The organism is Bradyrhizobium sp. ISRA430 (genome assembly GCF_029909975.1).
Lineage (GTDB): Bacteria > Pseudomonadota > Alphaproteobacteria > Rhizobiales > Xanthobacteraceae > Bradyrhizobium.
The window spans coordinates 1,073,786-1,095,810 of sequence record NZ_CP094516.1; the positions used below are offsets into that span (position 1 = coordinate 1,073,786).

General features: G+C 62.7%; 26 protein-coding genes and 1 tRNA gene. 16 read left to right on the top strand and 11 right to left on the bottom strand.

The annotated features are described in order from the left end of the window. Positions 1-171 precede the first annotated feature (171 nt). From MTX21_RS05565 to MTX21_RS05620, 12 genes are all read left to right on the top strand, one after another. On the top strand, positions 172-570 hold the full coding sequence (locus MTX21_RS05565) for a DUF5681 domain-containing protein (RefSeq protein WP_280963820.1): 399 nt from the start codon (positions 172-174) through the stop codon (positions 568-570). 185 nt (positions 571-755) lie between these two features. Then, on the top strand, positions 756-944 hold the full coding sequence (locus MTX21_RS05570; protein WP_280963821.1) for a hypothetical protein: 189 nt from the start codon (positions 756-758) through the stop codon (positions 942-944). After that, on the top strand, positions 941-1,096 hold the full coding sequence (locus MTX21_RS05575) for a hypothetical protein (protein ID WP_280963822.1): 156 nt from the start codon (positions 941-943) through the stop codon (positions 1,094-1,096). The genes MTX21_RS05570 and MTX21_RS05575 overlap by 4 nt, the downstream gene beginning before the upstream one ends. Then, complete coding sequence (locus MTX21_RS05580; RefSeq protein ID WP_280963823.1) at positions 1,089-1,439, top strand: hypothetical protein; 351 nt, start codon at positions 1,089-1,091, stop codon at positions 1,437-1,439. The genes MTX21_RS05575 and MTX21_RS05580 overlap by 8 nt, the downstream gene beginning before the upstream one ends. Continuing rightward, the gene (locus tag MTX21_RS05585) at positions 1,436-2,449 is read left to right on the top strand and encodes a tail fiber protein (protein ID WP_280963824.1); all 1,014 of its coding nucleotides are present in this window, start codon (positions 1,436-1,438) and stop codon (positions 2,447-2,449) included. The genes MTX21_RS05580 and MTX21_RS05585 overlap by 4 nt, the downstream gene beginning before the upstream one ends. Next, entirely contained in the window at positions 2,449-3,651 is a 1,203-nt protein-coding gene (locus MTX21_RS05590) for a hypothetical protein (protein ID WP_280963825.1), read from the top strand. The genes MTX21_RS05585 and MTX21_RS05590 overlap by 1 nt, the downstream gene beginning before the upstream one ends. A gap of 3 nt (positions 3,652-3,654) precedes the next feature. Next, on the top strand, positions 3,655-3,903 hold the full coding sequence (locus tag MTX21_RS05595) for a hypothetical protein (RefSeq protein WP_280963826.1): 249 nt from the start codon (positions 3,655-3,657) through the stop codon (positions 3,901-3,903). After that, positions 3,900-4,313 (top strand): hypothetical protein, encoded by a 414-nt coding sequence (locus MTX21_RS05600; protein WP_280963827.1) that lies wholly within the window; start codon positions 3,900-3,902, stop codon positions 4,311-4,313. The genes MTX21_RS05595 and MTX21_RS05600 overlap by 4 nt, the downstream gene beginning before the upstream one ends. Continuing rightward, entirely contained in the window at positions 4,288-4,497 is a 210-nt protein-coding gene (locus MTX21_RS05605) for a hypothetical protein (protein ID WP_280963828.1), read from the top strand. Before MTX21_RS05600 ends, MTX21_RS05605 begins: the two co-directional genes overlap by 26 nt. A 20-nt stretch (positions 4,498-4,517) precedes the next feature. Continuing rightward, complete coding sequence (locus MTX21_RS05610) at positions 4,518-4,673, top strand: hypothetical protein (protein WP_280963829.1); 156 nt, start codon at positions 4,518-4,520, stop codon at positions 4,671-4,673. Further along, positions 4,673-6,244 carry a hypothetical protein gene (locus MTX21_RS05615; RefSeq protein ID WP_280963830.1) on the top strand — a complete coding sequence of 524 codons (1,572 nt, stop codon included), beginning with the start codon at positions 4,673-4,675 and terminating at the stop codon, positions 6,242-6,244. Before MTX21_RS05610 ends, MTX21_RS05615 begins: the two co-directional genes overlap by 1 nt. An 80-nt stretch (positions 6,245-6,324) precedes the next feature. Then, on the top strand, positions 6,325-7,125 hold the full coding sequence (locus MTX21_RS05620; RefSeq protein WP_280963831.1) for a hypothetical protein: 801 nt from the start codon (positions 6,325-6,327) through the stop codon (positions 7,123-7,125). Here the strand turns inward: MTX21_RS05620 and MTX21_RS05625 are convergent. After that, positions 7,073-7,642 carry a hypothetical protein gene (locus tag MTX21_RS05625; protein WP_280963832.1) on the bottom strand — a complete coding sequence of 190 codons (570 nt, stop codon included), beginning with the start codon at positions 7,640-7,642 and terminating at the stop codon, positions 7,073-7,075. The genes MTX21_RS05620 and MTX21_RS05625 overlap by 53 nt on opposite strands. 424 nt (positions 7,643-8,066) lie before the next feature. On the opposite strand from MTX21_RS05625, the gene MTX21_RS05630 reads away from it, so the two are divergent. After that, positions 8,067-8,435, top strand: a complete 369-nt coding sequence (locus MTX21_RS05630) for a hypothetical protein (RefSeq protein WP_280963833.1) — start codon at positions 8,067-8,069, stop codon at positions 8,433-8,435. A 260-nt stretch (positions 8,436-8,695) separates the two neighbouring features. On the opposite strand, the gene MTX21_RS05635 is transcribed toward MTX21_RS05630, so the two are convergent. From MTX21_RS05635 to MTX21_RS05655, 5 genes are all read right to left on the bottom strand, one after another. Further along, the gene (locus MTX21_RS05635; RefSeq protein WP_280963834.1) at positions 8,696-9,262 is read right to left on the bottom strand and encodes a hypothetical protein; all 567 of its coding nucleotides are present in this window, start codon (positions 9,260-9,262) and stop codon (positions 8,696-8,698) included. A gap of 73 nt (positions 9,263-9,335) precedes the next feature. Next, positions 9,336-9,623 carry a hypothetical protein gene (locus tag MTX21_RS05640; protein WP_280963835.1) on the bottom strand — a complete coding sequence of 96 codons (288 nt, stop codon included), beginning with the start codon at positions 9,621-9,623 and terminating at the stop codon, positions 9,336-9,338. 295 nt (positions 9,624-9,918) lie between these two features. Further along, positions 9,919-9,994, bottom strand: a tRNA-Lys gene (locus MTX21_RS05645). Between the two features lie 313 nt (positions 9,995-10,307). Continuing rightward, positions 10,308-12,977, bottom strand: a complete 2,670-nt coding sequence (locus MTX21_RS05650) for a glycosyltransferase (protein ID WP_280963836.1) — start codon at positions 12,975-12,977, stop codon at positions 10,308-10,310. Between the two features lie 215 nt (positions 12,978-13,192). Then, the gene (locus MTX21_RS05655; protein WP_280970977.1) at positions 13,193-13,786 is read right to left on the bottom strand and encodes a beta-1-3, beta-1-6-glucan biosynthesis protein; all 594 of its coding nucleotides are present in this window, start codon (positions 13,784-13,786) and stop codon (positions 13,193-13,195) included. Positions 13,787-14,116: 330 nt separating this feature from the next. Here MTX21_RS05655 and MTX21_RS05660 point away from each other — a divergent pair, with 330 nt between their 5' ends. After that, complete coding sequence (locus tag MTX21_RS05660) at positions 14,117-15,676, top strand: beta-(1-6) glucans synthase (protein ID WP_280963837.1); 1,560 nt, start codon at positions 14,117-14,119, stop codon at positions 15,674-15,676. Here MTX21_RS05660 and MTX21_RS05665 read toward each other — a convergent pair. The 4 genes from MTX21_RS05665 to MTX21_RS05680 all read right to left on the bottom strand — a co-directional run bounded on the left by MTX21_RS05665 (position 15,636) and on the right by MTX21_RS05680 (position 18,216). Then, complete coding sequence (locus MTX21_RS05665; protein ID WP_280963838.1) at positions 15,636-16,016, bottom strand: hypothetical protein; 381 nt, start codon at positions 16,014-16,016, stop codon at positions 15,636-15,638. The two genes, MTX21_RS05660 and MTX21_RS05665, sit on opposite strands and share 41 nt — an antisense overlap. A gap of 150 nt (positions 16,017-16,166) precedes the next feature. After that, positions 16,167-16,322 carry a hypothetical protein gene (locus MTX21_RS05670; protein WP_280963839.1) on the bottom strand — a complete coding sequence of 52 codons (156 nt, stop codon included), beginning with the start codon at positions 16,320-16,322 and terminating at the stop codon, positions 16,167-16,169. A gap of 115 nt (positions 16,323-16,437) precedes the next feature. After that, positions 16,438-16,611 (bottom strand): hypothetical protein, encoded by a 174-nt coding sequence (locus MTX21_RS05675; RefSeq protein WP_280963840.1) that lies wholly within the window; start codon positions 16,609-16,611, stop codon positions 16,438-16,440. A gap of 237 nt (positions 16,612-16,848) precedes the next feature. Next, positions 16,849-18,216 carry a hypothetical protein gene (locus MTX21_RS05680; RefSeq protein WP_280963841.1) on the bottom strand — a complete coding sequence of 456 codons (1,368 nt, stop codon included), beginning with the start codon at positions 18,214-18,216 and terminating at the stop codon, positions 16,849-16,851. A gap of 173 nt (positions 18,217-18,389) precedes the next feature. Between MTX21_RS05680 and glmU the strand changes: the two genes are divergently transcribed. Further along, positions 18,390-19,745 carry a bifunctional UDP-N-acetylglucosamine diphosphorylase/glucosamine-1-phosphate N-acetyltransferase GlmU gene (glmU, locus tag MTX21_RS05685; RefSeq protein WP_280963842.1) on the top strand — a complete coding sequence of 452 codons (1,356 nt, stop codon included), beginning with the start codon at positions 18,390-18,392 and terminating at the stop codon, positions 19,743-19,745. Between the two features lie 6 nt (positions 19,746-19,751). Here glmU and MTX21_RS05690 read toward each other — a convergent pair whose 3' ends face one another. After that, complete coding sequence (locus MTX21_RS05690) at positions 19,752-19,970, bottom strand: hypothetical protein (protein ID WP_280963843.1); 219 nt, start codon at positions 19,968-19,970, stop codon at positions 19,752-19,754. Positions 19,971-20,188: 218 nt separating this feature from the next. Here MTX21_RS05690 and glmS point away from each other — a divergent pair, with 218 nt between their 5' ends. Next, positions 20,189-22,015: a glutamine--fructose-6-phosphate transaminase (isomerizing) gene (glmS, locus tag MTX21_RS05695; RefSeq protein WP_280963844.1), complete on the top strand. Its 1,827-nt coding sequence runs from the start codon at positions 20,189-20,191 to the stop codon at positions 22,013-22,015. Positions 22,016-22,025 lie beyond the last annotated feature (10 nt).

A 22,025-nucleotide genomic window follows, 5' to 3' on the forward strand; every position in this document is an offset into this window, starting at 1 on the left:
TGAAACGGTTGAAACGGTCTCCCCATTACGGGGTGGGTTTTCAAACCCCGTAGGGTCGTTTCGTTTCAGTCCCTTCCCTAGGGGTGAAACGATGAAACGCTCGAGGTGCTATTGCGAGGAATGCGAAGGGTTGATGGCAGAAGGGCTGGTCTACGGGCCGGACGATTACCGGTGAAGAAACAGCAACGAAGCACCGGGCTGAAAGCGCCGTGGAAGCCTGGCCAATCTGGGAACCCCCTAGGACGGCCTCAGGGCGCCCGTAGCAAGTTCTCCGAAGCCGCATGCGCTGATGCGCTTGCGGACTGGACGAAGAACGGCGCAAACGTCCTGGAGCGGGTGAGGGAGACCGACCCGTCAACCTACTTGAGAGTTTTGTTCGCGATCATCCCGCGCAACGTCGAGCTTTCGATCGAGAACCGCACTGGTCCGATGGACGCCGTTGAGATGCAGGCGATGCGCCGGCTTGTGGCGCTGATCCAGGCGACGGCGAGCGCGGTCGATCCTGAGACCGTCTTCGCATGGATCGAAGAGGATCTGAGGGCTCGAGTTGCGAAGCAGGTTGGCGGCTAACCCTGAGTCATTTTGACGCACATTTTTGCCGTTTGTGTGCATAGTGTGTGCATCAATTCCGACGAATTACCTAACGCATTTGAAAAAACGATGTAAAAGCACGATGAGCGCGTGATTAAAGATTACGTGGTCCGCTCAAACGTAGTACATTCGTACGACTCTGATTTGCGAAAGGACGCAACTGAATGGCCTACGACTCCAACGACGACCGCTCGAACAACCCCAAGGCGGTCCTCCGCCGTGCCGGCTTCACGATTGTGAACAAGAGCATTCCGGAGGGGTATATGCGGAATCAATCGACCACGGAAATCGGCCGCAAGATCACTCCGAGCGGCGACGGTTCGGGCTGGGGCGATAATGGGAAGCTTGGGTGATCGCCATGCTTTCCGAAGAGCAACTGCGTCAGCTTATCAACGACCTGCGCGACCAAACCGCACTGGGCCGGATCGCCCTTCGCGAGGCTGAAGAGATCTTCGCCCGGCTGGTTGAGCTTGGCTATGTCGTGAGCAAGCCCGCCAATGGCTGAGTTTAGATACGCCAGAGAAGACCTCCTGAAGGCCGCAGCCGAGCGCAAGGGTTTGACCGTCTCAGCCTATCTCCGCTCACTGGCGGACTCCGCATTGGCTTCTGAGGGCTTTCCCGTTGCCGAGCAGCAGTACTGCCTGGTTCGTGGCGGTGAGCTGATCGCCACCAGCTTCAAGCCGGCCAAGGACGAGGACGGCGGCGAATGGCTGCCGATCGAGAACGAGGACAGCCAACCCTTTGACCCTGCCAAGCATTGGCGGCTGAAGCCTCTCCCGCTTCGCCTGGATGGTGATCGGGTGGTGCGGGTCTATCCGGTGGTCGTGAAGTCGCAGGAGCACGCATGACCGGCGTAGCATGGTGGTCTCAGACGGCGGCAAGCAACGCCACCCAGGATCCGACTGTCGGGTGGGCTGAAGGACAATCGCCTTCCAGCGTCAATGACAGCGCCAGAGCCATGATGGCCTCTGCGGCCAAGTGGCGAGATGACATCTCCGGCGCTATCACGACTGGAGGCGTTGCCACTGCCTACACGGTGGCTAGCAACCAGAACTTTGACAGCCTCTCACGGCTCGCCAACCAGGTGATTGCCTTCACCCCGCACACGACTTGCGGCGCCACGGTGACGTTGTCCGTTGACGGTCTGGGCGCGAAGCCTCTTCGCTCGGCGCCTAACGTCGAACTCGCTGCCGGACATCTCGTCCAGGGCACGCCGTATGTTGCCATCTACAATAACGGCGACGGGGTGTTTTACCTTCAGGGCTTCTACGGCAATCCGTACAACACCCCGATTGGCGGTGTTTTGCCCTACACGGGCACCAGTGCGCCCAACAGCTCGTTTGTGCTGCCGTACGGTCAGGCGATCAGCCGCACGACCTATTCCACCTATTTCGGGATTGTGGGCACGACGTACGGCGGCGGTGACGGATCAACGACGTTTAACATTATCGACCTTCGTGGCCGCGTTGTCGCGGGCAAGGACGACATGGGTGGCGTTGCTGCAAATCGGCTCACTGCCGCCGGAGCGGTGACGGGAACGACCCTCGGTTACGCTGGCGGCGCCGAACTCCATACGCTGAGCGCATCTCAACTTCCGACGATCAACTCATCTGGCACAGCCTCGGTTACTTCGACGGAAGACAAGATCCCCTCAAACACCGTTCAGCTCGGAACGGTGACTGCTGTGGGTGGCGCTCAGTGGGGCATTGTCGGTCCGTCAAACGGTTCTCAGCCGGCAACGATTGGACTGATCCATTCCACCGGTACGGCCACCGTGGCCTCTACGAACACCGCGGGCGGGTCGCATAACAACGTGCAGCCGACGATCATTCTCAATTATCTTCTGAGGATCATTTGATGTCCGAGACCGAACAGCCTCGCAGCGAAAACGGTCAATTCACGAGTGGCAATGAGCAGTTGTTCGGCCGATCTGCTGAGCTTGTGGATCACGGGTGGGTTGAGCCGGACAAGCCGAAAGAGGAAGAACCTGAGGCCAGCCTTGATGACCAACTCCGGCAAGCGGCTGACGCGTTGGCGGACTCTCGGTTCTCGGGCGACCCTTTCGAGACCAGCCCAATCGAGTTGACGCATGGCGGCGAGAAAGCGGCAGATAATCTTGCACTGACGCCTGAGGAGGCGTCAGACTCGCTGAAGCAGTGGCGGGCAGACGAGGCCGAAACGAAGCAGGTGCTCGAGGATGCCGAGTTCCTGGAATCGATCGGGCTTGACCCGCTGCCGCCGCAATTACAGCAGCCGGCTGAAGCGGCTCAAGACGGGGTGGCGAATAAGTCCGCAGAGGCACAACAGCAGCCTGCGGACCAGCATCAGCATGAGGCGGACGAACTCGGCAAGGCGCTGGCGAACCCGGTCATTGTGGAGGCGTTGAAGGGTGAGTTTGCCAAGGCCGAGCAGGTTAGGTCAGCGTATGCGCAAACCCTGGACAACGCTGTCGCGGTCGCCGAGTTTAGCTTCCTATCCCAATTCCCCGAGTTTCGGGGAGTTACCGATGCCGGTCATCTGAAGTCGATTGCGAATTCGATCGCTGTTCAAAATCCGCAGCGATGGCAGGCCATTCAGCAGACTGCGGCACAGGCCGGCCAGCTCGTGCAGGCGCAGGCGGCGGAACGTGCCCATGCTGCGCAGGCTCGTCAGGCGGATCTCGACCGCGTTGGTGCGGAGCATGACGGCAAGTTTGCCGCATGGGAGAAAACACTGCCAGAGACAACGCGGCGCGCGGCAGCAGCCGAATTGCCAGCGATGTTCGCGGAGGCGGGGGTCTCGGTCGATGACTTCGCGCGTGAGATGAAGACCAATCCGGCGCTGCGGCACCATGCATTTCAACGCATGGTGATGGAGGCTGCGGCCTATCGGGCTATGCAAAAGAACGTGCCGAAAGCCCTCCCCAAAAACCTGCCTCCGGTTCAGCGGCCGGGAACGGCACAGCCGCGCGCTCCCCAGGGTGTGCAGGATGTCAGCCGAGCGAATGCACGGTTTCAGGCGTCGGGATCGATCGACGATGCACTTGAATTGTTGTCCGCACAGCGAGCCTCAAGAGGATAAGCCATGGCTGATGATTATTTGACCCGCTCGCGGCGGCGCGCCGGCTACTTCGGTACCGACGACACGCCGCAGGAAATTGCCCGCAACTTTGGAACGATGCCTCTCGAGAAGAGGGCCAACGTTCTCGAGGAACTGGAAAACGGCTCGGACGATTCGATTGACAGCACGGACATGACGGCCGCGCTTGATAAGCGTCGTTACGTCGAGCTGATGCGGCGCACTCATGACGCATTGCGGAGGCAGGGCCGATGAGGCTGTTTCTGGGCTGGTGTAAGCTCAACCAGGCGCATCATTTGCCTGCCTCGGTGCCGGACGTTGTTCGGTTCGTTACGGACAATTCGAACATTTCGCCCGACCTGATGCATGCGGAGCTTACGGCGATCGATGAGGAGCACGAAGCCTTGCTTTATGCCCCTCCCGGCAAGGCTCGCGCAGTAATCAAGGCAGTCAACGCGGCATGGCCGATTGATGCGCCGCGATCGTGGCCCGCAGAAGATAAGGGGCGTTTTGCCGAGCTGCCGCATCATCTTCAGGTCTACCTTGAGAGGCGGGAGAAGCAGCGCGATCAGGCCGTGAGGGACGCACAGAACGAGGCCGCCGAGCTGCGCAAAAAGCTCAAGAAATTCGAGGAAGCAAATGCTGAAACCAAAACCGCAGCCTGAAAAGCCGCTGGCTGAGCGGATCGCAGATTTTCGGGCTGAACTTGACGCCTTTATCGATGCGAGGGCCAAGGAGGTGGCGGAGGATTGCCCCGGTGTGCCGCTTGGCGTGGTGCGCAACATGCTGACCGCTCACGCTGGCGCCTGTCAGTGTCAGGCCGTGCAGAACCTAGAGCAGAGCGCATGAGCGATATGGGACTCCTCTCCATGCTGGCCGACAACGATTTCATGGCTCGATTGGCCGAGAAGGAGCGCATTGCCGAACGCGTTGCCGAGCAAATGGGTGTAACGCTCCAGGAGGCTCATCAGGCGCTCTATCATTTCGCGGCCGATCTCTCCAGTGATGGGCAGACGTTGCATTGATGCACTGGACGGACGCAATCAACGGCGCCCTGGATCATGCCGAGCGGCTTGATACGGACCTGGAGTATTTCGCCGAGCAGCACCTGAAGATCCGCCCCAAGGCCGGCGGCCTTGTGCCGTTCAAGTTCAATCCGGTGCAACGGAAGCTACATCAGATCATCGAGGAGCAGCGCGCCAAGACCGGGATGGTGCGCGTTGTGGTCCTCAAGGCGCGACAGGAAGGCGTCAGCACCTATGTTGCCGGCCGCTACTATCACAAGACGATCAAAAAGCCCGGCTTCCTCACCGCGATCGTGGCGCACGAAAAGCCGGCGGTGCGAAACCTGTTCGGCCTGGTCAAGCGCATGCACGATTGCATGCCTGACGATATGCGCCCGGTGACTGGTGCAAGCAACGCTGAAGAGCTGAAGTTCTCTAGCATCGATAGCGGCTATCTCGTCTCCGTCGCGACGGAAGACGGCGCCGGCCGATCGTCAACCGCGCAGGCTTTGCACGCTTCGGAGGCTGCGTTCTGGGTGAACCTCAAGGAGCAGCTTGCCGCACTGATGGAGACCGTGCCCGATCTCCCCGACACGGAAATCATCGTGGAGACCACGGGCAACCAGTTCGGTGATGAGTTTCATCAATTCTGGTGCAAGGCCGTTGCCGGCGAGAACAGCTTCCTGGCGGTCTTCCTTCCCTGGTCTGAAGATCCGACCTATCGCAAGGCCATTCCCGACGACTTCGCGATGACGGCGGAGGAGAAGCGGCTTGCCGAGCTGCACAACCTCGATGCCGAGCAGATTTACTGGCGGCGCTGCAAGATCGCCGACAAGGGGGACATCAACTATTTCAAGCGCGAATATCCGCTGACACCGGATGAAGCTTTCCTTGCCTCCAGCTTCGACAGCTTCATTCCGCACGAGCTCGTGATGCGAGCCCGGAAGGCCCCGAAGACTGGATCGGGGCCGCTCATCATCGGGGTTGACCCCGCGCGCTTCGGTCCTGACAGCACGGCCATTGCCTGGCGCCGCGGTAGCTGCATCGAGAAGATCGAGAAGCGGAAGGGCCTTGATACCATGCAGGTGGCCGGCTGGGTTGCCTCGATCATGCGGGAAGACAAGCCGGCCAAGGTCAATATCGACGTGGGCGGCCTCGGCTCCGGCATCTATGACCGTCTCGTGGAGCAAGGCTACGGCGGCTCATTCGGAAGCGGCAAGCTGAACGCGATCAACTTCGGTTCAAAGCCGATCGAGCCTCCGCCCCTGGATGACACCGGCAAGCCGTCCGGTGGTCCCGCCAACCGGCGGGCTGAGATGTGGTCTCATCTTAAAGCCGCGCTCGAGGGGGCTCACTTCTCATTGCCGGACAGCGACAGCCTGCAAACCGACATCTGCGGTCCTGGCTACCGCTACATGAGCGACGGCCGGCTCGTGCTGGAGAGCAAGGACGAGATGAAGAAGCGGGGGATGCAGAGCCCCGACGAAGGCGACGCGGTGGCGCTGTGCTTCAGCGAGCCTGGAGGGGCTCCCATGGTCGCCAACAGCAACTTCAATCGGCCGATCGTGTATCCCAATGCGGGGATCGTTTGAGCGAACCACTTACTCCAGACAAACGAGAACTTAGCCGTTTCGTTGCCTCGATCTTCAAGCACGCAAACCGTGAGGGTCACGTGCTGTTGCAGGCCTTCCCGGCCGGCAAAGGATATGATGAAGCACTGTTTGCCGAGACGATTGCCCTTGATGACCCGCGTTTTCTCGACGCTGTCTATGAGCGAGCGCGGGAGACGGCAGGCCACCCGGTCCCGGCTGCGTTCTGTCCTCCTGTGTGGACGTTCAGGCCCGATTCGACGGAGCCATTCGAGGGTTTATGCATCAGCATCGATGCCGACTTCATGCCAAACGCGGGACGGGATAGGCTCGAGCGAACGCTAGGCCCCGCAACGATCGTCATTGCCTCCGGCGGTAATTGCCTTGGGACGGGCGAACCAAGGCTGCATCTGTATTGGCGTCTCGCCAGTCCGGCTGTCACGCCTGAAGATCGGGCGTTGTTGGCTGATGTGCGCGAGCAGGCAATCAGGCTCGCGATTGCTGACAGGGGTATATTCCCACTGCGCTGGCCGGGGAGTTGGCACCGCAAGGGTGATCCAAAATTAGCGAGGATCATTTTCGAGAGTGAAACAGAGATAGATCTGAATGTGGCCATGAGCCGCCTTCAGGAGGGATTTGACCAGCTAACGGACGTTGAGCAGCTTGCCATCGATCTTGAAGATCAAATCAATCACTTCGCTTGCCTGATTGCCGATCTGGCCATTCCAGAACTCTTGGAAATGTTTGAATTTGCGGCCCGCGAATACGGCCTTTCCCTGTTGCAGTATCTACGCGCCATGATCAGGCTGTGGGCTACGGGATCAGGCCTGCCTATCGGTGATTGCGCAGCGCCCGCTTCTGTTGCCAAGCCCTTAATTCATTGATGATCTCGGTCACCAGGAACGCCGCCGACCCTCCGAGGATTGCGGCGAGATGCCCGTTAGGTGTCCATTGCCAATGGATGTTTGAAGCCACCACGGCAAAGAATATCGAACCTTGAAGCAGATACCACCACATGGCGTTAGATCCTGCTGCGATGCGTGGATTCAACCGAAACGGGCGCGTAAAGGCAAGATGTGGAGATGAGCCATGGATGTGATCGATTTTCACAACGTCCCCGAGCTGTTTTTTGACGGCCTCCACGAGGTGAAAATCATCAACGGCATCGTGCGCGCCGCGCTTTTCAGCCGGCAGAATGACGTTGGCGTCGTCGTCGCGCGTCTCGCTCTGCCGGTCTCCGAGCTTGCTGACGTAATCCAGGCACTCGTCATTGCGCAAACCGAAGCGGCAAGGAACCCGCCGGCAACGAGTTGATGCCCCCGAAGGGGATGGATTTTTAAGCAAATCAGGTGCAGGCTGTCCGTGGGTGTCGAAACCCGGACCAGTGATAAGCCGCTTCATGCTTGGTCTGCATGTCCACTCGATTGGCGTCGAGCGGTGACGGCTGAATGAAATGGTACCTCGACGGTACCGTTTCGACGGACGCACTTGGCGGTGCGGCTCCGACCCGAGAGTTATTGCCTATTCGGTTCCGAATGGCAAGGCCGGGGGCGGACTGTGCTGTCCAGGGCGAAAGCCTAAAAGCGTCCGACCAGTCTCACTGGCTGGTTTCGACCCCCCGGCTGCCTCGTCTGACACGGGGTACGGCTGTCGAAAGCCGAACCAGTGAGAAACCACCATGAAAGCCCAATACGTCCTAGACGCCCCTGGCGAGTCCCAGGAATCGTTCGCCGCGCTCGCGGCTGCCGTACACCCCGCTTGGCACCAGGCCATCATACGACTCGCTAACGCCTCTGAGAGGGTCGCCTTTCGCCTTGAGGCGTTCATGGGTACGCCCATCGACCGCGGAATGGTCCACCACGCCCGAGAGCTGGTTAAGGATCTCATCGACTTCCTGGACCAGCTCGAGGCCGATCCCGACCTCGAACCTTCGTTCGGTTCGGTAGCGTATGGCTACGGTCCCGGCGCCGATGAATGCGAGCCGGACGACGCAGAGCCGTCCCTTGGCTCTCTCGACCGCGCCATGGACCAAGTCCGCTGGGCTATGGGTGCCTGCGACGATGCCGAGCACGAGCACGATGGCCGGGAGCCGGAGGACCGCGAGGACGACCCTGCCGAGGCCGGCGTCGCCGATTTCGAGGGGCTGCTTGAGCAGATCGGCATGCGGGACTGGACAAACACGGTGATGGCCTGATGCGTCTGATCCGGCTTCTAGTCATGCGAGCGCGGGTCCGGCTCGTCTGCTGGGCGATTAAGGGCAGCCTCTTGCTTGCCAAGCTCTATAGCCTCTTGATGCCGGAGGAGCATCGTTGAAAGCAGGGGCGCTGCCGGGCTCGAAATCCATGTCCCCCCGGCAGCGTCCTGTTTCAAGACTGGGCACTGAAATCCCAGTCCGTTTCGAATGTGCAATGGTCATGCCACAGGTTTGTGACAGTGCCCATCGGCCCGACGGTCCTACTGCGATTGCCAGCTAAGCTTTCCGTCGCGCTCAGGGCGCGTGAAGAACCGGAATTGTGTCTCCCACAGTGTAGGCCAATAGCCCGGCCGGTAATTCACCTTCAGGATAAAATCCGCTGCTGTCAGACTGACCGGCTTTTCGGCCGTCAGAGCGTCGTCAATCCGAAATGTGTACTTTTGATCGCGAGTACGGGTATCAACATGTAGCTGCGCAAACCGTAGCCACGTAGGGGAGCATGGAATCGGGTCTATTCGAATAAGCGGTCCATCCGTTTGGACAAAGCACAGCCCCAGGTCGATCTGGACGTCGTTGAGGCTAATGAATCCGGTGTTGGTTAGCTTGAATTGAAGCGGATGCGGATCCCGCGGGTCGAAGCTCGATGGGTCAGCGTCAAGCGTCATCCGTGGCCAAAGGAATTGGAAACTGAGCACAAAACCGACGATGGCAATTGTGCCGAAGAAGACGGCAGCCCTTCGACTGCCTTTGCGCTTGCGCTCTTTCGCAAGTTGATCCTCTAGCCATTTGATGTGCTTTCGGTCGGCTCTGCTGTTTCTTTTCGACATAGCTCCCTATCGGACGACAGGACCTGGGCTGCTTTCGTCTACCAGAATCAGATCTTCGAAAGGCCGCCCCAGATCATGTCGTGTTTCGATACCCCATCGATGGACCACGCGTTTGGCCCCAGTTGAAATCAGGCCGGATCTCGGCACCGCGCCTGCCGCAGGCCTTGCAGGCGAATCGGGGCTCGAGGTCGGACAACCGTACTTCATCAGGCCAGGAGTCCGCATTCAGGGCAACGCTATGGCCGCACTGATAGTCGGCGCAATAGACCAGCACGCCGCGCACGCCCATCTCGCGCATCTCGCCGAGGGTGATTTTGACCGGGCGGTGACCGGGCGGTGTGTGGGGAACGGGCTTACGCATGCCGCCATCAAAGCGGCGCCCAACACGGCGTCAAACTATCGATTCCTAGCGGCCCGGAACGCGCGCGAGCTACTGCCGGTCGTGGGTGTGGAAAAGCGTCGGGTCTGCCGGCGAACCGCTCTTTGCCCGCCGGGCGAGGCGAACAACGATTATGCACCAAAACATTATCAGGCCCCCGAAGGCGAAAGCGTCTTCGCTCATTGCGGCACCCGCGGTGTGTGCATGACGTGTGCACGCATTAAAAAAGCCCCTCGATTTGAAGGGCTGAAATACAGGATAAGTCCTTGATTTTGCTTGGTGAGCGCGCTGGGGCTCGAACCCAGGACCCCGTGATTAAAAGTCACGTGCTCTACCGGCTGAGCTACGCGCTCCCATGGCCGCTTGATGGCGTTGCGAGATCGGTCGCCATCGTCGTCGGTCATTCGAGAAGCATGTCTTGCCGCTTACGTCTTAACGCGCGCCGCGGGGAAAACCGGTAAGGCAATTTCCGGATCATGCTTCGGCCCGCGCTGTGTAGGGGGAGCCGCCGCCGAGGTCAATAGCGCGGATGGCTACCGGAGTTCGCGGCAGGGATGGGGATTGTTCCGGCGTTTCCGTCGCTTAGCCCCAAATTTTCAACCCGATTGACGGCCCGTCATCCACGCCGAAGAGTGCGGGATGATGCCGCCTTGGCCCCGTGCCCCCTTAGTTCACCTCGCGGCGGACCTCGCTCGGCACTGCTTGCGAGGAACCGACCGGCGTCGGCAGTGCGACGGGGCGTAGGCCGATGAGCTCGGCGGTGCGGATCGCGCTGTCGCGCCAGAACTTGAAGGAATTGATGCGGCTGAGCTCGAGGATCGCGATTGCGACCGCAGCCAGGAACGGCAGGCTTTGCAGCACCAGGACGCCGGCGAAGATGTAGATCTCGGTAATCTGCCGAAAACTGTTGGAGGCGATCAGGACGCCGGCGCCGATCAGGAGCAGGGCGCCGATCACGGCCTCCCAGAACGCCTGGAATTCGATCGACATCCGCGACAGGCCGCCCTTGGAGGTACGCGCGAATGCAAGGTGCTCGGTGATCAGGCCCTGCGCCACCGCGCGCGACACCGTCCATTGCACGCTCATCGCCGCGATCATGGCGCCCAGCATCTGGCCAGGCTTCACCGCGACGCGCAGGCGGTACATCGACAGGAAGTGCGCGAGCGAGACGATGAAGGCCGCGATGATCGGCAGCGTCAGGATCTTGTCGGGGATGGCGATGTCGGCAAAGGCGACGATCGGCACCCAGACGAGGTTGAGCAGCGCCACGACCACGCCGAGGCTCTCGGCGCCAAGCCAGTTCAGCCAGCCGAGGCCATAGTCGCGCTTCTGATCGGGTGTCAGGCGGCTCCTGCCCGGGAGGAACTGGCGCCAGTGCTTCTTCACGATCTGGAATCCGCCATAGGCCCAGCGGTGACGCTGTTTCTTGAAGGCCTCGTAGGTATCGGGCAGCAAGCCCTGGCCGTAGCGGTGGTTGGTGTAGTGGGTGGTCCAACCGAGCTCCTGGATTGCGAGGCCGAGATCCGAGTCCTCGCAGATCGTGTCGCTCGACCAGCCGCCGGCCATGTCCATCGCGGCGCGGCGAATCAGGCACATCGTGCCGTGCACGATGATGGCGTTGGCCTCGTTGCGCTGGACCATGCCGATGTCGAAGAACCCCGCATATTCGCCGTTCATGATGTAGTGCATGATCGACTGGTCGCCGTCGCGATGCTCCTGCGGCGCCTGCACGAGGCCGACACGCGGATCGGCGAAGGCCGGCACGAGGTCCTTCAGCCAGTCGGGATCGACCACGTAGTCGGCGTCGAGGATGCCGATGATCTCGGCATCCGCCGCTGTGCGGTCCATCGCTATGCGTAGCGCGCCGGCCTTGAAGCCTTGCACCTTCTCGGCGTTGATGAACTTGAAACGTTCACCGAGCGCGCGGCAGTGATCCTGGATCGGCTGCCAGAAGGCGGGGTCGGGCGTGTTGTTGATGATGACGACGCATTCATAGTTCGGGTAGTTCAGCCGCGACAGTGCATCGAGCGTCTGCTTGAGCATATCGACCGGCTCGAAATAAGCCGGGATGTGGATCGAGACCTTCGGGCAGTAATTCTCGGGCACGTCGGCGATCGGCTTGCCCTTGGCGAGCAGCCGCTGCGGTGGCCTGCCGAAGGCAACTGCCGCGATCTCGTCGATGCGCGCCATCGCGATGAGGACGAGGGGAACGAGCAGGATCATGCCGAGCGTCAGCGCGAAGGCCGAGCCGAAGATGAAGTAATGCCCGTTCCAATAGGCGAACACGGTCGCGGCCCAGGCGCCGACGCCGTTCGCGGTCGCCGACAGCAGGAAGGCCTGGCGCGCGGTCGGCTGCTCCAGCCGCAGGATCGGGAGCGACAAGAGGATGCCGACCAGGAGCGCGATCGTCATCAGCTTCCAGTAGTCGGGGTTCTCGACCGGGCCGGTCCAGGCGAATTTCGGCTCGCGGCTGGCGTCGAGGATGCCCCAATAGGGACCGACGCCGCCTTCGAAGAATTTCCAGGGCTGATCAATCGCCTCGACGATGTTGTAATCCATGCCCATGGCGTCGGCGCGGCTGACGAAATTGCGCAGCGTCAGCGCCTGCTGGAACGGACCGGGGTCGGCGTTGCGAAGGTTATAGCCCGCGCTCGGCCAGCCGAACTCGGCGATCACGATGCGCTTGCCGGGGAACAGGTTGCGCAGCAGGTTATAGCGGTCGACGGCCTGATCGACCGCCTGGTCCGAGCGGAAGTTCTCCCAGTAGGGGAGGACGTGGGCGGCGATGAAGTCGACATTGGACGCAAGGTCCGGATTGTCGCGCCAGATATTCCAGATCTCGCCGGTCGTGACGGGGACGCGGACCGCGCCCTTGACCTTCTTGATCATGTCGATGAGGTCTTCGACCTTCTGCTCGCCGCGGTAGATCACCTCATTGCCGACGACAACGCCGATGACGTTGCTGTTCTTCCGGGCGAGCTCGATCGCGGCCTTGATCTCGCGCTCGTTGCGATCCTTGTCCTTGTCGATCCAGGCGCCGACCGTGACCTTGAGACCGAACTCGGCCGCGATCGGCGGCACCAGTTCGACGCCGCCGGTGGACGAGTAGAGGCGGATCGCGCGCGTCATCGTCGACAGCGTCTTGAGATCTGCGCGGATTTTCTCGACGGTCGGGATGTTGTCGATGTCGGGGTGCGCCGACCCCTCGAACGGCGCGTAGGAGACGCTGGGCAGCAGGCCCTTGAAATCGGGCGCGGGTTCCTTGTCGCGCAAGACTCCCCAGATGCCGGCGTGGAGCACGGACACGAGCAACAGAACGGCGGCGACAACGCGCATCGCGGCTAAACCAAATGGGGCTGAGATGGCAGGGAAGCGGATCCGACCCCGAGATCCGACCAAGTCCGCGGCAAATGGAGCATACCTCTGCCGCGTGGTTTCACAACTGTCATGGCCTCATGTCCTTATGAGGGCACGGACTTTCGGAAAACCTGGCAGTGCCAACCGGAGCTATCGTCGATCGTTCCTGAACGCAGGCTGAAAACGATCGCGGGTTATTTCGAGGGCGCGGGCGAGGGGCTGGCTGCAGGTGAGGGGCTCGCCGCCGGCTGCGGTTGCGTTGCGCCGGTCGTTGGCGCGGCGGGTGCCGGGGCTGCGGCGGTTGCCTGCTGCGGCTGGGCTGCCGGGTTGATCCAGCAGGCGTGCACGCGGCTGTCCAGGGTCTCGGCGACCTTCGGGTCGATCTGGGCGCCGAACCGGGTCAGGCAGCGGAAGGCGGCCTGGATGTGGCCGCCGGGGCAGCCGAAGCGGTCGTAGAGATCAAGGTGGCGGAACGCGGTATCGAGGTCATCGCGCCACATCAGCCGCACCACGCGCCGGCCGAGCCAGACGCATTCGGGGTTGCCGGCCGGGCCGTTGATGACTTGCGCCGCTTCCGCGAACTCGTCGGTGCGGCGCTGGTTCTGGGCCGCATCCTTGGCCGCATCGGCTGGCTGCGCCGCAGCCGGCTTGCCTTGGTCCGGCGCGGGGGTGCCGCTCTGGGCGGAGGCGCCGCTGAGGCCGATTGGAATGACAAGGGAGGAGACGGCCAAGGTGGCGGCGAACTGCCGCAGGACCGCATTTCGTAACTCGAGCACCCGTCGCCGCATGAATTCCCCAATTTCTCCACTGATCGCCCACATCAGACCTCGCGGACGCGCGCTGTGATGGCGTCCAAATGGGTCTCCAATGCGGCGGAAAAGTCCCGCGGAATCCCATGACCTGTATTTGGATTTTTGTCCAGCAAAGTCACGCTCGTAAGACCCGGTCGAACGGCCGCAGGTTAATTCGCCGGGGAGACCGGGACGTTGCCGCATACCACCCCCCTTGGCAGACGGCGTGCGAGCAGGTAATCGACGGGCCCTTCGCGGAGGACGGAACCGATTTCTCTTCGTACGCCACTGGCGCTTCTCCTCGCTTCCCTGTGTGCGATTGCTGCCGTGTGGTGGTGGCTGGCGACGCCGATCACGCTCGCGCGCGCCCCGATCGACCCCAGCGACAAGCTGCAATGTGTCTCGTATGCGCCGTTCCGCGGCGACCAGACGCCGCTGAACCAATGGACCCATATCGAGGCCGACCAGATCGAGCAGGACCTGCGCCAGCTCAAGGAGATCACTGACTGCGTCCGCACCTATTCGATCGAGAACGGTCTCGACCAGGTGCCGGCGGTCGCGACCAAGGTCGGCGGACTGAAGGTGATCCAGGGCATCTGGCTCGGCAGCAATCGCGCCAAGAACTTTGCGCAGGTGGCGACCGCCATCCACCTCACCAAGGAATTCCCCAACACCATCTCCTCGCTCGTCGTCGGCAATGAGGTGCTGCTGCGCGGGGAGATGACGACGGCCGATCTGATCGCCATCATCCGTTCGGTGAAGGCACAGGTCAGCGTGCCCGTCACCTATGCTGACGTCTGGGAGTACTGGCTGAAGAACCGCGACGTCTACGACGCCGTCGACTTCGTCACGATCCACATCCTGCCCTATTGGGAAGACATGCCGGTGCGGGCGAAGTTCGCAGCCTCCCACGTGGAATCAATTCGCGAGCGGATGGCGGTGGCATTCCCCGGCAAGGAGATCCTGATCGGCGAGACCGGCTGGCCGAGCGAAGGACGAATGCGCGAGGGCGCGCTGCCGTCGCGCACCAACCAGGCCCGGGTCGTCTCGGAGATCCTGGGGCTAGCGAAGGCGCAGAAATTCCGGGTCAACCTGATCGAGGCCTATGACCAGCCCTGGAAGCGCCGGCTCGAAGGCACCGTCGGCGGCTATTGGGGCCTGATCGATTCCGTGCGCCGGCAGCTCAAATATCCGCCGGGGCAGCCGATCAGCAATTTCCCTTACTGGAAATGGTACATGGGCGCCGGCATGGGCCTCAGCGCGCTGGTGTTCGCCATCGCCGGGATCACGCTGCGGCGCAGGCCATGGACTCCGCGCTTCTCGGCCTGGCTGGGGGTCGGAATCTCGGCGACATCAGCGGGTATCCTGCTCGGGATCGGCGCCGACAAGATGTACTATGAGAGCTATGGCTGGGGCGGCTGGCTGCAATGGGGCGCGCTGCTGCTCGCCGGCATTCTGTCGCCGATCCTCTGCTCGCAGGCGCTGGTCATCGGCCGCGGCCTGCCGACCTTCCTCGATCTGCTCGGTCCGCGCGAGGAACGGAAGTGGTCGAAGCTCACCGCCGTGCTCGGTCTGACGCTCGTCGTGACCGTGGTGATCGCGGCCGAGACCGCGCTCGGCTTCGTGTTCGATCCGCGCTACCGCGACTTCCCCTATGCCTCGCTGACGATGGCGGTGGTGCCGTTCGCGCTTCTGATGCTGAACCGGCCGCAGATCGGCGTGCGCCCGATCGCGGAGGCGGTCTTCGCAGGGCTACTCGCTTTGTCGGCGGCCTACACGCTGCTCAATGAAGGCCGCGACAACTGGCAGTCGATGTGGACCTGCGCGATCTATCTCTTGCTGGCGCTCACGCTGTGGCAGGCGCGGGCCGCGCAAAGCCAAGAATGAGCAGGCCGATCGCCAGGCCCGACAGGACGATGTTGTAGAGCACGATGCCGAGGCCCGCGGCGATTACGCCGAGGGTCAAGAGCACGATCGAAGGCCGCATCAGGTTCAGCGTCGCGATCACCAGCGCGACGATGCCGAACACCGAATTCTTGAACAGCGACGTCGAGACCGAGCGTGCCTTGCAGATCATCGTCTGCAGGCCGGCATCGCAGGCGAGCGCCACCTGCGAGAACTCGATCGCGAGATAGCGGACATAGAGCGCCCAGCCGACGGTCACGAAGCCGACGACGAGCAGGAACTGCACCTGATAGGGCGTCAGGCGAAAAGGCTTTTTCTTCATAAGGCCAATATGGTCGGGAAGGGGCGAGCGGGCAACAGGGGAGGTGAATCTTTCCCGCGAATTCGCCTGAGAATCTTGAGCTAATCGCCTGATGGCGTGGAGGTTTCGCGGTCAACCGCACGCGCGGTTGATGGGTCGAGAGAGATGGCTTCACGGGATGATCCGGCGCAGCACACGTTCGTAGATGTGATCCGCGCGGAACGTGGATCTGGCTTTCGCGCGGAACGCCTGCGCAAGCTCCAGGCGCCGTTCGTAGATCCCCTCTGTCAGATCGACCAGATAGGGATCGACAATGTCGTCGATCAACGGCTGCGTCAGTGGAGTGCTGGAGTTGCAAAGCGCCAAGAGAGCATTGACGGTACCGTCAAAAGTAGATGCGGCCATCTTGGTTCGCTTTCCTCGATAGCGACGTGGCCGTCTCTCAGGGAAGCAGCCACACGATGAGCTGCCAGCTCACCCAACTGATCGCCACCGCCCAAGCGGCCGTCGCCGCCGCGGCCAGCGCCAGGACGCCGGCTGGCAAAACGCTGTCGCGAAGCCTCTGCCGATGATCGGTTGGGGCAGCCGGGTTTGCCTTGTTGGTTTCGTCGAGCATGTCCGCGCCGGCGCACCTAAGACAGAAGTGAAAGCCGGCGCTCCGTCGGCCGCTCCGGTTCACGACCGAGTTAACTTGGCAGCCGATGGCCGGTTTCTATGGCGGACTGAAAATTTGGGTGTGTCCAACTGGCGGTTCACTGCGGCCGCCGCGCCCAGCGCATAGGTAAGATCGTTTCGGCCCCGGCGGACCGCTTGTCCATAAATTGCATAATGCGGTGCGGCGTTTGACGGGAGCTTAGTCCGTCCTGCGCCTGAAGAAGGACGACAGGGTCGATCCCGTCGACGCGGTTTCCGGCTTCGCGGGAGCAGCCGGCGGCGGCGGAGGCGGGGGGTCTTCATGTTTCGCGCGCTTGGAGGAGTAGCCGCGGCGACGCTGCGGCTTTTCGGGCTTGACGCTTGGGGCGGGCGGCGTCTCGGCCTGGGTCGTCGTGTCCTGATCCTTGCTCGCCTCCGAGCTCTTCTCTCCCTTTTCTTGCGCCTTCTCTGCCTTCTCTTGCGCCTTGTCCGAGCCGCCGCGCATTGAGAGCCGCTGGCCGTCGAACACGGTGGTCTCGCAGTGGCGGTTGCTCTCGGTCAGGCCTGCGCAGAGTTTCGCCGCGGCGGCGGCATTGATCAGGGGACCGGCGCCGAGGCGAAGCTGCATGCCGAGCCCGTTGGTGCCTTCCTTGATCATGATGATGGGTCGGAGCCCGGCGACCTCCGGATTGGACTTGGTCAGGCCGCGCCAGAGCGCACGCAAGCCGTCGATCGAGTTGGCGCCACCGAGATCGATTGCAAAGCGCGTCTGCTGAACCGCGATCGCAGGCGCCTCGCTTTCGGCTGCCTCCGGCGACTTCGCCGTCGTTGCCGCAACTTCGGTGGAAGCGGGCGGCGGCTCGGCCTTCTTCTCGGCCGCTTCGGGCTGCATCAATTTTTGTGCGGCTGGATCAGGCGGCGCCATGATCGACTTCGATGCGACCAGCGGAATGGTTGGCAGCGCCGAAGCGGCGGGCGGTGACTGCGGCACGAGCGAGGCTGCGGCCGCGGTCTGCGGCGGCGCGCTCGGTTGATCCTTTGCAGTTTCCTTCGAAGCTTCCTTCGGCTCCTTGGCGGCACCCGCACGCGGCTTTTCGCCTGACGCCGCCGTCGAGGCGACCGGCGCGACATCGGGCGCTGGCTGCGCGGCCGCGACCGACGCGTCCTGCTGTTTTGACGCGGATGCTTGCGGCGGCGGAGTCTGCTTGGCGATGGCACCGGTGACGGAATCGAGCCCTTGCTCCAGCACCGTGACGCGCGCGTAGAGGCGGTCGCGATCGGTGTTCAGCGTCTCGATGGCGGAGGCGAGCCTGCGGGCTTCGGTCTGGCTTTCCTTCGTCAGCATCTGCAGCCGGTCGGCCTGGCGCGCCAGATCGGTGGCCGCGACCTGATCGCGCCGCCAGCCGAGCTGCGCCTGGTTGGCGAGGACGGCCACCACGACGGCGCCGACAGCGGCCACGCTCCACGAGCCCAGCCGCCACATCATGCGGCGGTCGAACGTGCTCTCCTCGGCCACCAATCTGGAGAAAAGCCCGCTGGTCTCCTTGGTGTCGAAGGCACTGGCCAGCGGGTCGGAATCCTTTGCCATGAAGTTTAGGTGCCCAGCCCCGTCGATCTTCCCCGAATCAATCAGGGAACATTAACAGGAAAACTGTCCTGCACTTGAATTCCGGGCATTTGCGGGGGTAGCAAGACCGCTATGAGGGTATCGCCCGCTGCCCGCCGGGGCCGATTGATTCGGCCGTATTTGACAGGATTGCAATGACCGTTCGCTCAAGCCTCACCATCGTGCTCGCCGCAGGTGAAGGCACGCGCATGCGATCGAGCCTGCCGAAGGTGCTGCATCCCGTTGCAGGCCAGACGTTGCTCGCCCATGTGCTCGCCGCTGCACCCAAGGGAACCGGCACCTCGCTCGCGGTTGTGGTCGGTCCCGGCCATCAGGCGGTCGCGGACGAGGTCAAGCGGATCCGGCCCGATGCGCTCACCTTCATGCAGGCCGAGCGGCTCGGTACCGCGCATGCGGTGCTGGCGGCGCGCGAGGCGATCGCGCGCGGGGCTGACGATCTCTTGATCGCGTTCGGCGACACGCCGCTGATTTCCGCCGAGACGTTCGCGCGGCTGCGCGCGCCGCTCGCCAAGGGCGCGGCGCTCACCGCGCTCGGCTTCCGCGCCGCCGATCCCACCGGCTACGGCCGCTTCATCGTCGAGGGCGACCGCCTGATCGCGATCCGCGAGCAGGCCGACGCCAACCCTGAAGAACGCAAGATCACGCTGTGCAACGCCGGCGTGATGGCGCTCGACGGGCGCCGCGCGCTCGAAATCCTCGGGCAAATCGGCAACGCGAATTCGAAAGGCGAATATTATCTCACCGATGCGGTCGGCATTGTCCGCGAACAGGGAGGGGAAGCCGTGGTGATCGAGACCAGCGAAGACGAGGTGCGCGGCATCAACACCAAGGCCCAGCTCGCCGAGGCCGAAGCCGTGATGCAGGCGCGGCTACGGAAGGCTGCGATGGAGGCCGGCGTCACACTGATCGCGCCTGAGACCGTCTATCTCGCCGCCGACACCGTCTTCGGCAAGGACGTGACGATCGAACCGTTCGTGGTGATCGGCCCCGGCGTGTCGATCGCCGACGGCACGGTGATCCATTCCTTCTCGCACATCGTGCAGACCTCGCTCGGCAGGAACGTCTCCATCGGCCCCTATGCGCGCCTGCGGCCCGGCACCTCGCTCGGCGACGGCGCCCGCATCGGCAATTTCGTGGAGACCAAGGCCGCGACGCTGGAGGCTGGCGTCAAGGTCAACCATCTCTCCTACATCGGCGATGCCACCATCGGGGCCAATTCCAACATCGGCGCCGGCACCATCACCTGCAACTACGACGGCTTCAAGAAGCACAAGACGACGATCGGGCAGGGCGCCTTCATCGGCACCAACTCCTCGCTCGTCGCTCCTGTGACGATCGGCAAGGGCGCCTATATCGGCTCGGGCTCGGTGATCACGCGCGATGTGCCCGACGATGCGATGGCGCTCGAGCGCAGTCAGCAGACCATCAGGGAAGGCGGCGCCACGCGCTATCGCGAACTGAAGACGGGCGGCAAGAAGCCGGAGAAGTGAGCGGCGTTATTCGTCCTCGGCAAATTCCGAGAAGATCGCGCGGGTCAGGCGCCAGCCGCGCGGCTTGGCGCGCTTCGCCGGTTCGCCCGCCGGGTGCTTGACGAAGACGGGCTTGCTTTCCTTGCCGCGTTGGGGTGGAGGCCAGTGTGCCAGATGCGTGCCCGCGGTCTCGCTCGCGCGCAAGTACATCGACGACGGACCTTTGCGGTCGGATGAGCCTCTCATGGCCGTATCTCCTGGGCGGGAATCGTTGGCCAAATGTGTTGACAGCGCGTTAATGTGCGGGGTTAAAGGCCGGCCAATTCGACGCACGTCAGGCTGACGGAAATTGATGCTGTCGCAATCCGCAACAATTGTTGAGTATCTGGTTCGTTGCGAATTTCGATAAAAACCGAACGCGTCGTTTTGGCGATTTTTCGACGATTTAGGGGATATTGAACCGCATGTGCGGGATTGTCGGCATTCTCGGGCGCGAACCGGTTGCGGAGCAACTGGTGGATTCGCTCAAGCGTCTTGAATATCGCGGCTACGATTCCGCAGGCGTCGCCACGCTCGAGGGCAGCCATCTCGAGCGCCGCCGCGCCGAAGGCAAGCTAAAGAATTTGGAGAAGCGGCTCTACGCCGAGCCGCTGCAGGGCACGACCGGCATCGGCCACACTCGCTGGGCCACGCATGGCAAGCCGACCGAGCACAACGCGCATCCGCACGCGACCGAGCGCGTTGCCGTCGTCCACAACGGCATCATCGAGAATTTCCGCGAGCTGCGCGAGGAGCTCGAGAGCAACGGCACGGTATTCCACACCGAGACCGACACCGAGATCGTGCTGCATCTCGTCGACGACCTGCTGGTGCGCGGCACCAAGCCGGTCGAGGCGGTGAAGCTGACGCTGGCGCGGCTGCGCGGCGCCTTCGCGCTCGGCTTCATCTTCGCCGGCGAGGACGATCTCATGATCGGCGCCCGCAACGGACCGCCGCTCGCGATCGGCTATGGCGAGGGCGAGATGTATCTCGGCTCGGACGCCATCGCGCTCGGCCCGTTCACCGACACGATCGGCTATCTCGATGATGGCGACTGGGTCGTGCTGACCCGCAAGGGCGCCACGATCTTCGACAAGGACGGTCATGCCGTCCAGCGTGAGAAGATCAAGCACGCGGCCTCGACCTCGCTGGTCGACAAAGCCAACTACCGCCACTTCATGGCGAAGGAAATTCACGAGCAGCCGGAGGTGGTCGGCCATACGCTGGCGCGCTACATCGACATGGCGACCGAGCGTGTCTTGCTGCCGGTCAAGCTGCCGTTCGACTTCAGCACCATCGAGCGCGTCACGATCACGGCCTGCGGCACCGCGAGCTATGCCGGCTATGTCGCAAAGTACTGGTTCGAGCGTTTTGCGCGCCTGCCGGTCGAGGTCGATGTCGCGTCCGAATTCCGCTATCGCGAGGCCCCCTTGCGCAAGGGCGATCTCGCCATCTTTATCTCGCAGTCCGGCGAGACCGCCGATACGCTGGCCGCGCTGCGCTACGCCAAGGCCGCGGGCGTGCACACGGTAGCCGTGGTCAACGTGCCGACCTCGACGATCGCGCGCGAGAGCGAGACCGTGCTGCAGACGCTGGCCGGCCCGGAGATCGGCGTTGCCTCGACCAAGGCCTTCACCTGCCAGCTCATGGTGCTCGCCGCACTCGCAGTCGCCGCCGGCAAGGCGCGCGGCGAATTGTCCGAGGCCGACGAGACCAAGCTCGTGCACGGTCTCGTCGAAATCCCGCGCCTGATGGCGGACGCGCTCACCACCGAGCTCCAGATCGAGAAGCTCGCGCGCGAGATCGCGAAATCGCGCGACGTGCTCTATCTCGGCCGCGGCACCAGCTTCCCGCTCGCGCTTGAGGGCGCGCTGAAGCTGAAGGAGATCTCCTATATCCACGCGGAGGGCTACGCCGCCGGCGAGCTCAAGCACGGGCCGATCGCGCTGATCGACGAGAACGTGCCGGTGGTGGTGATTGCGCCCCACGACCGGGTGTTCGAGAAAACCGTCTCCAACATGCAGGAAGTGGCCGCCCGCGGCGGCAACATTATCCTGATGACCGACGCCAAGGGCGCAGCCGAGGCGACCGTCGATTCCCTCGTCACCATCGTCATGCCGGACATGGCAGCGGCCTTCACGCCGATGGTCTACGCCGTGCCGGTGCAGTTGCTCGCCTATCATACGGCGGTTGTGATGGGCACCGACGTCGACCAGCCGCGCAACCTCGCCAAGTCGGTGACCGTGGAATAGGCAGGCGGGA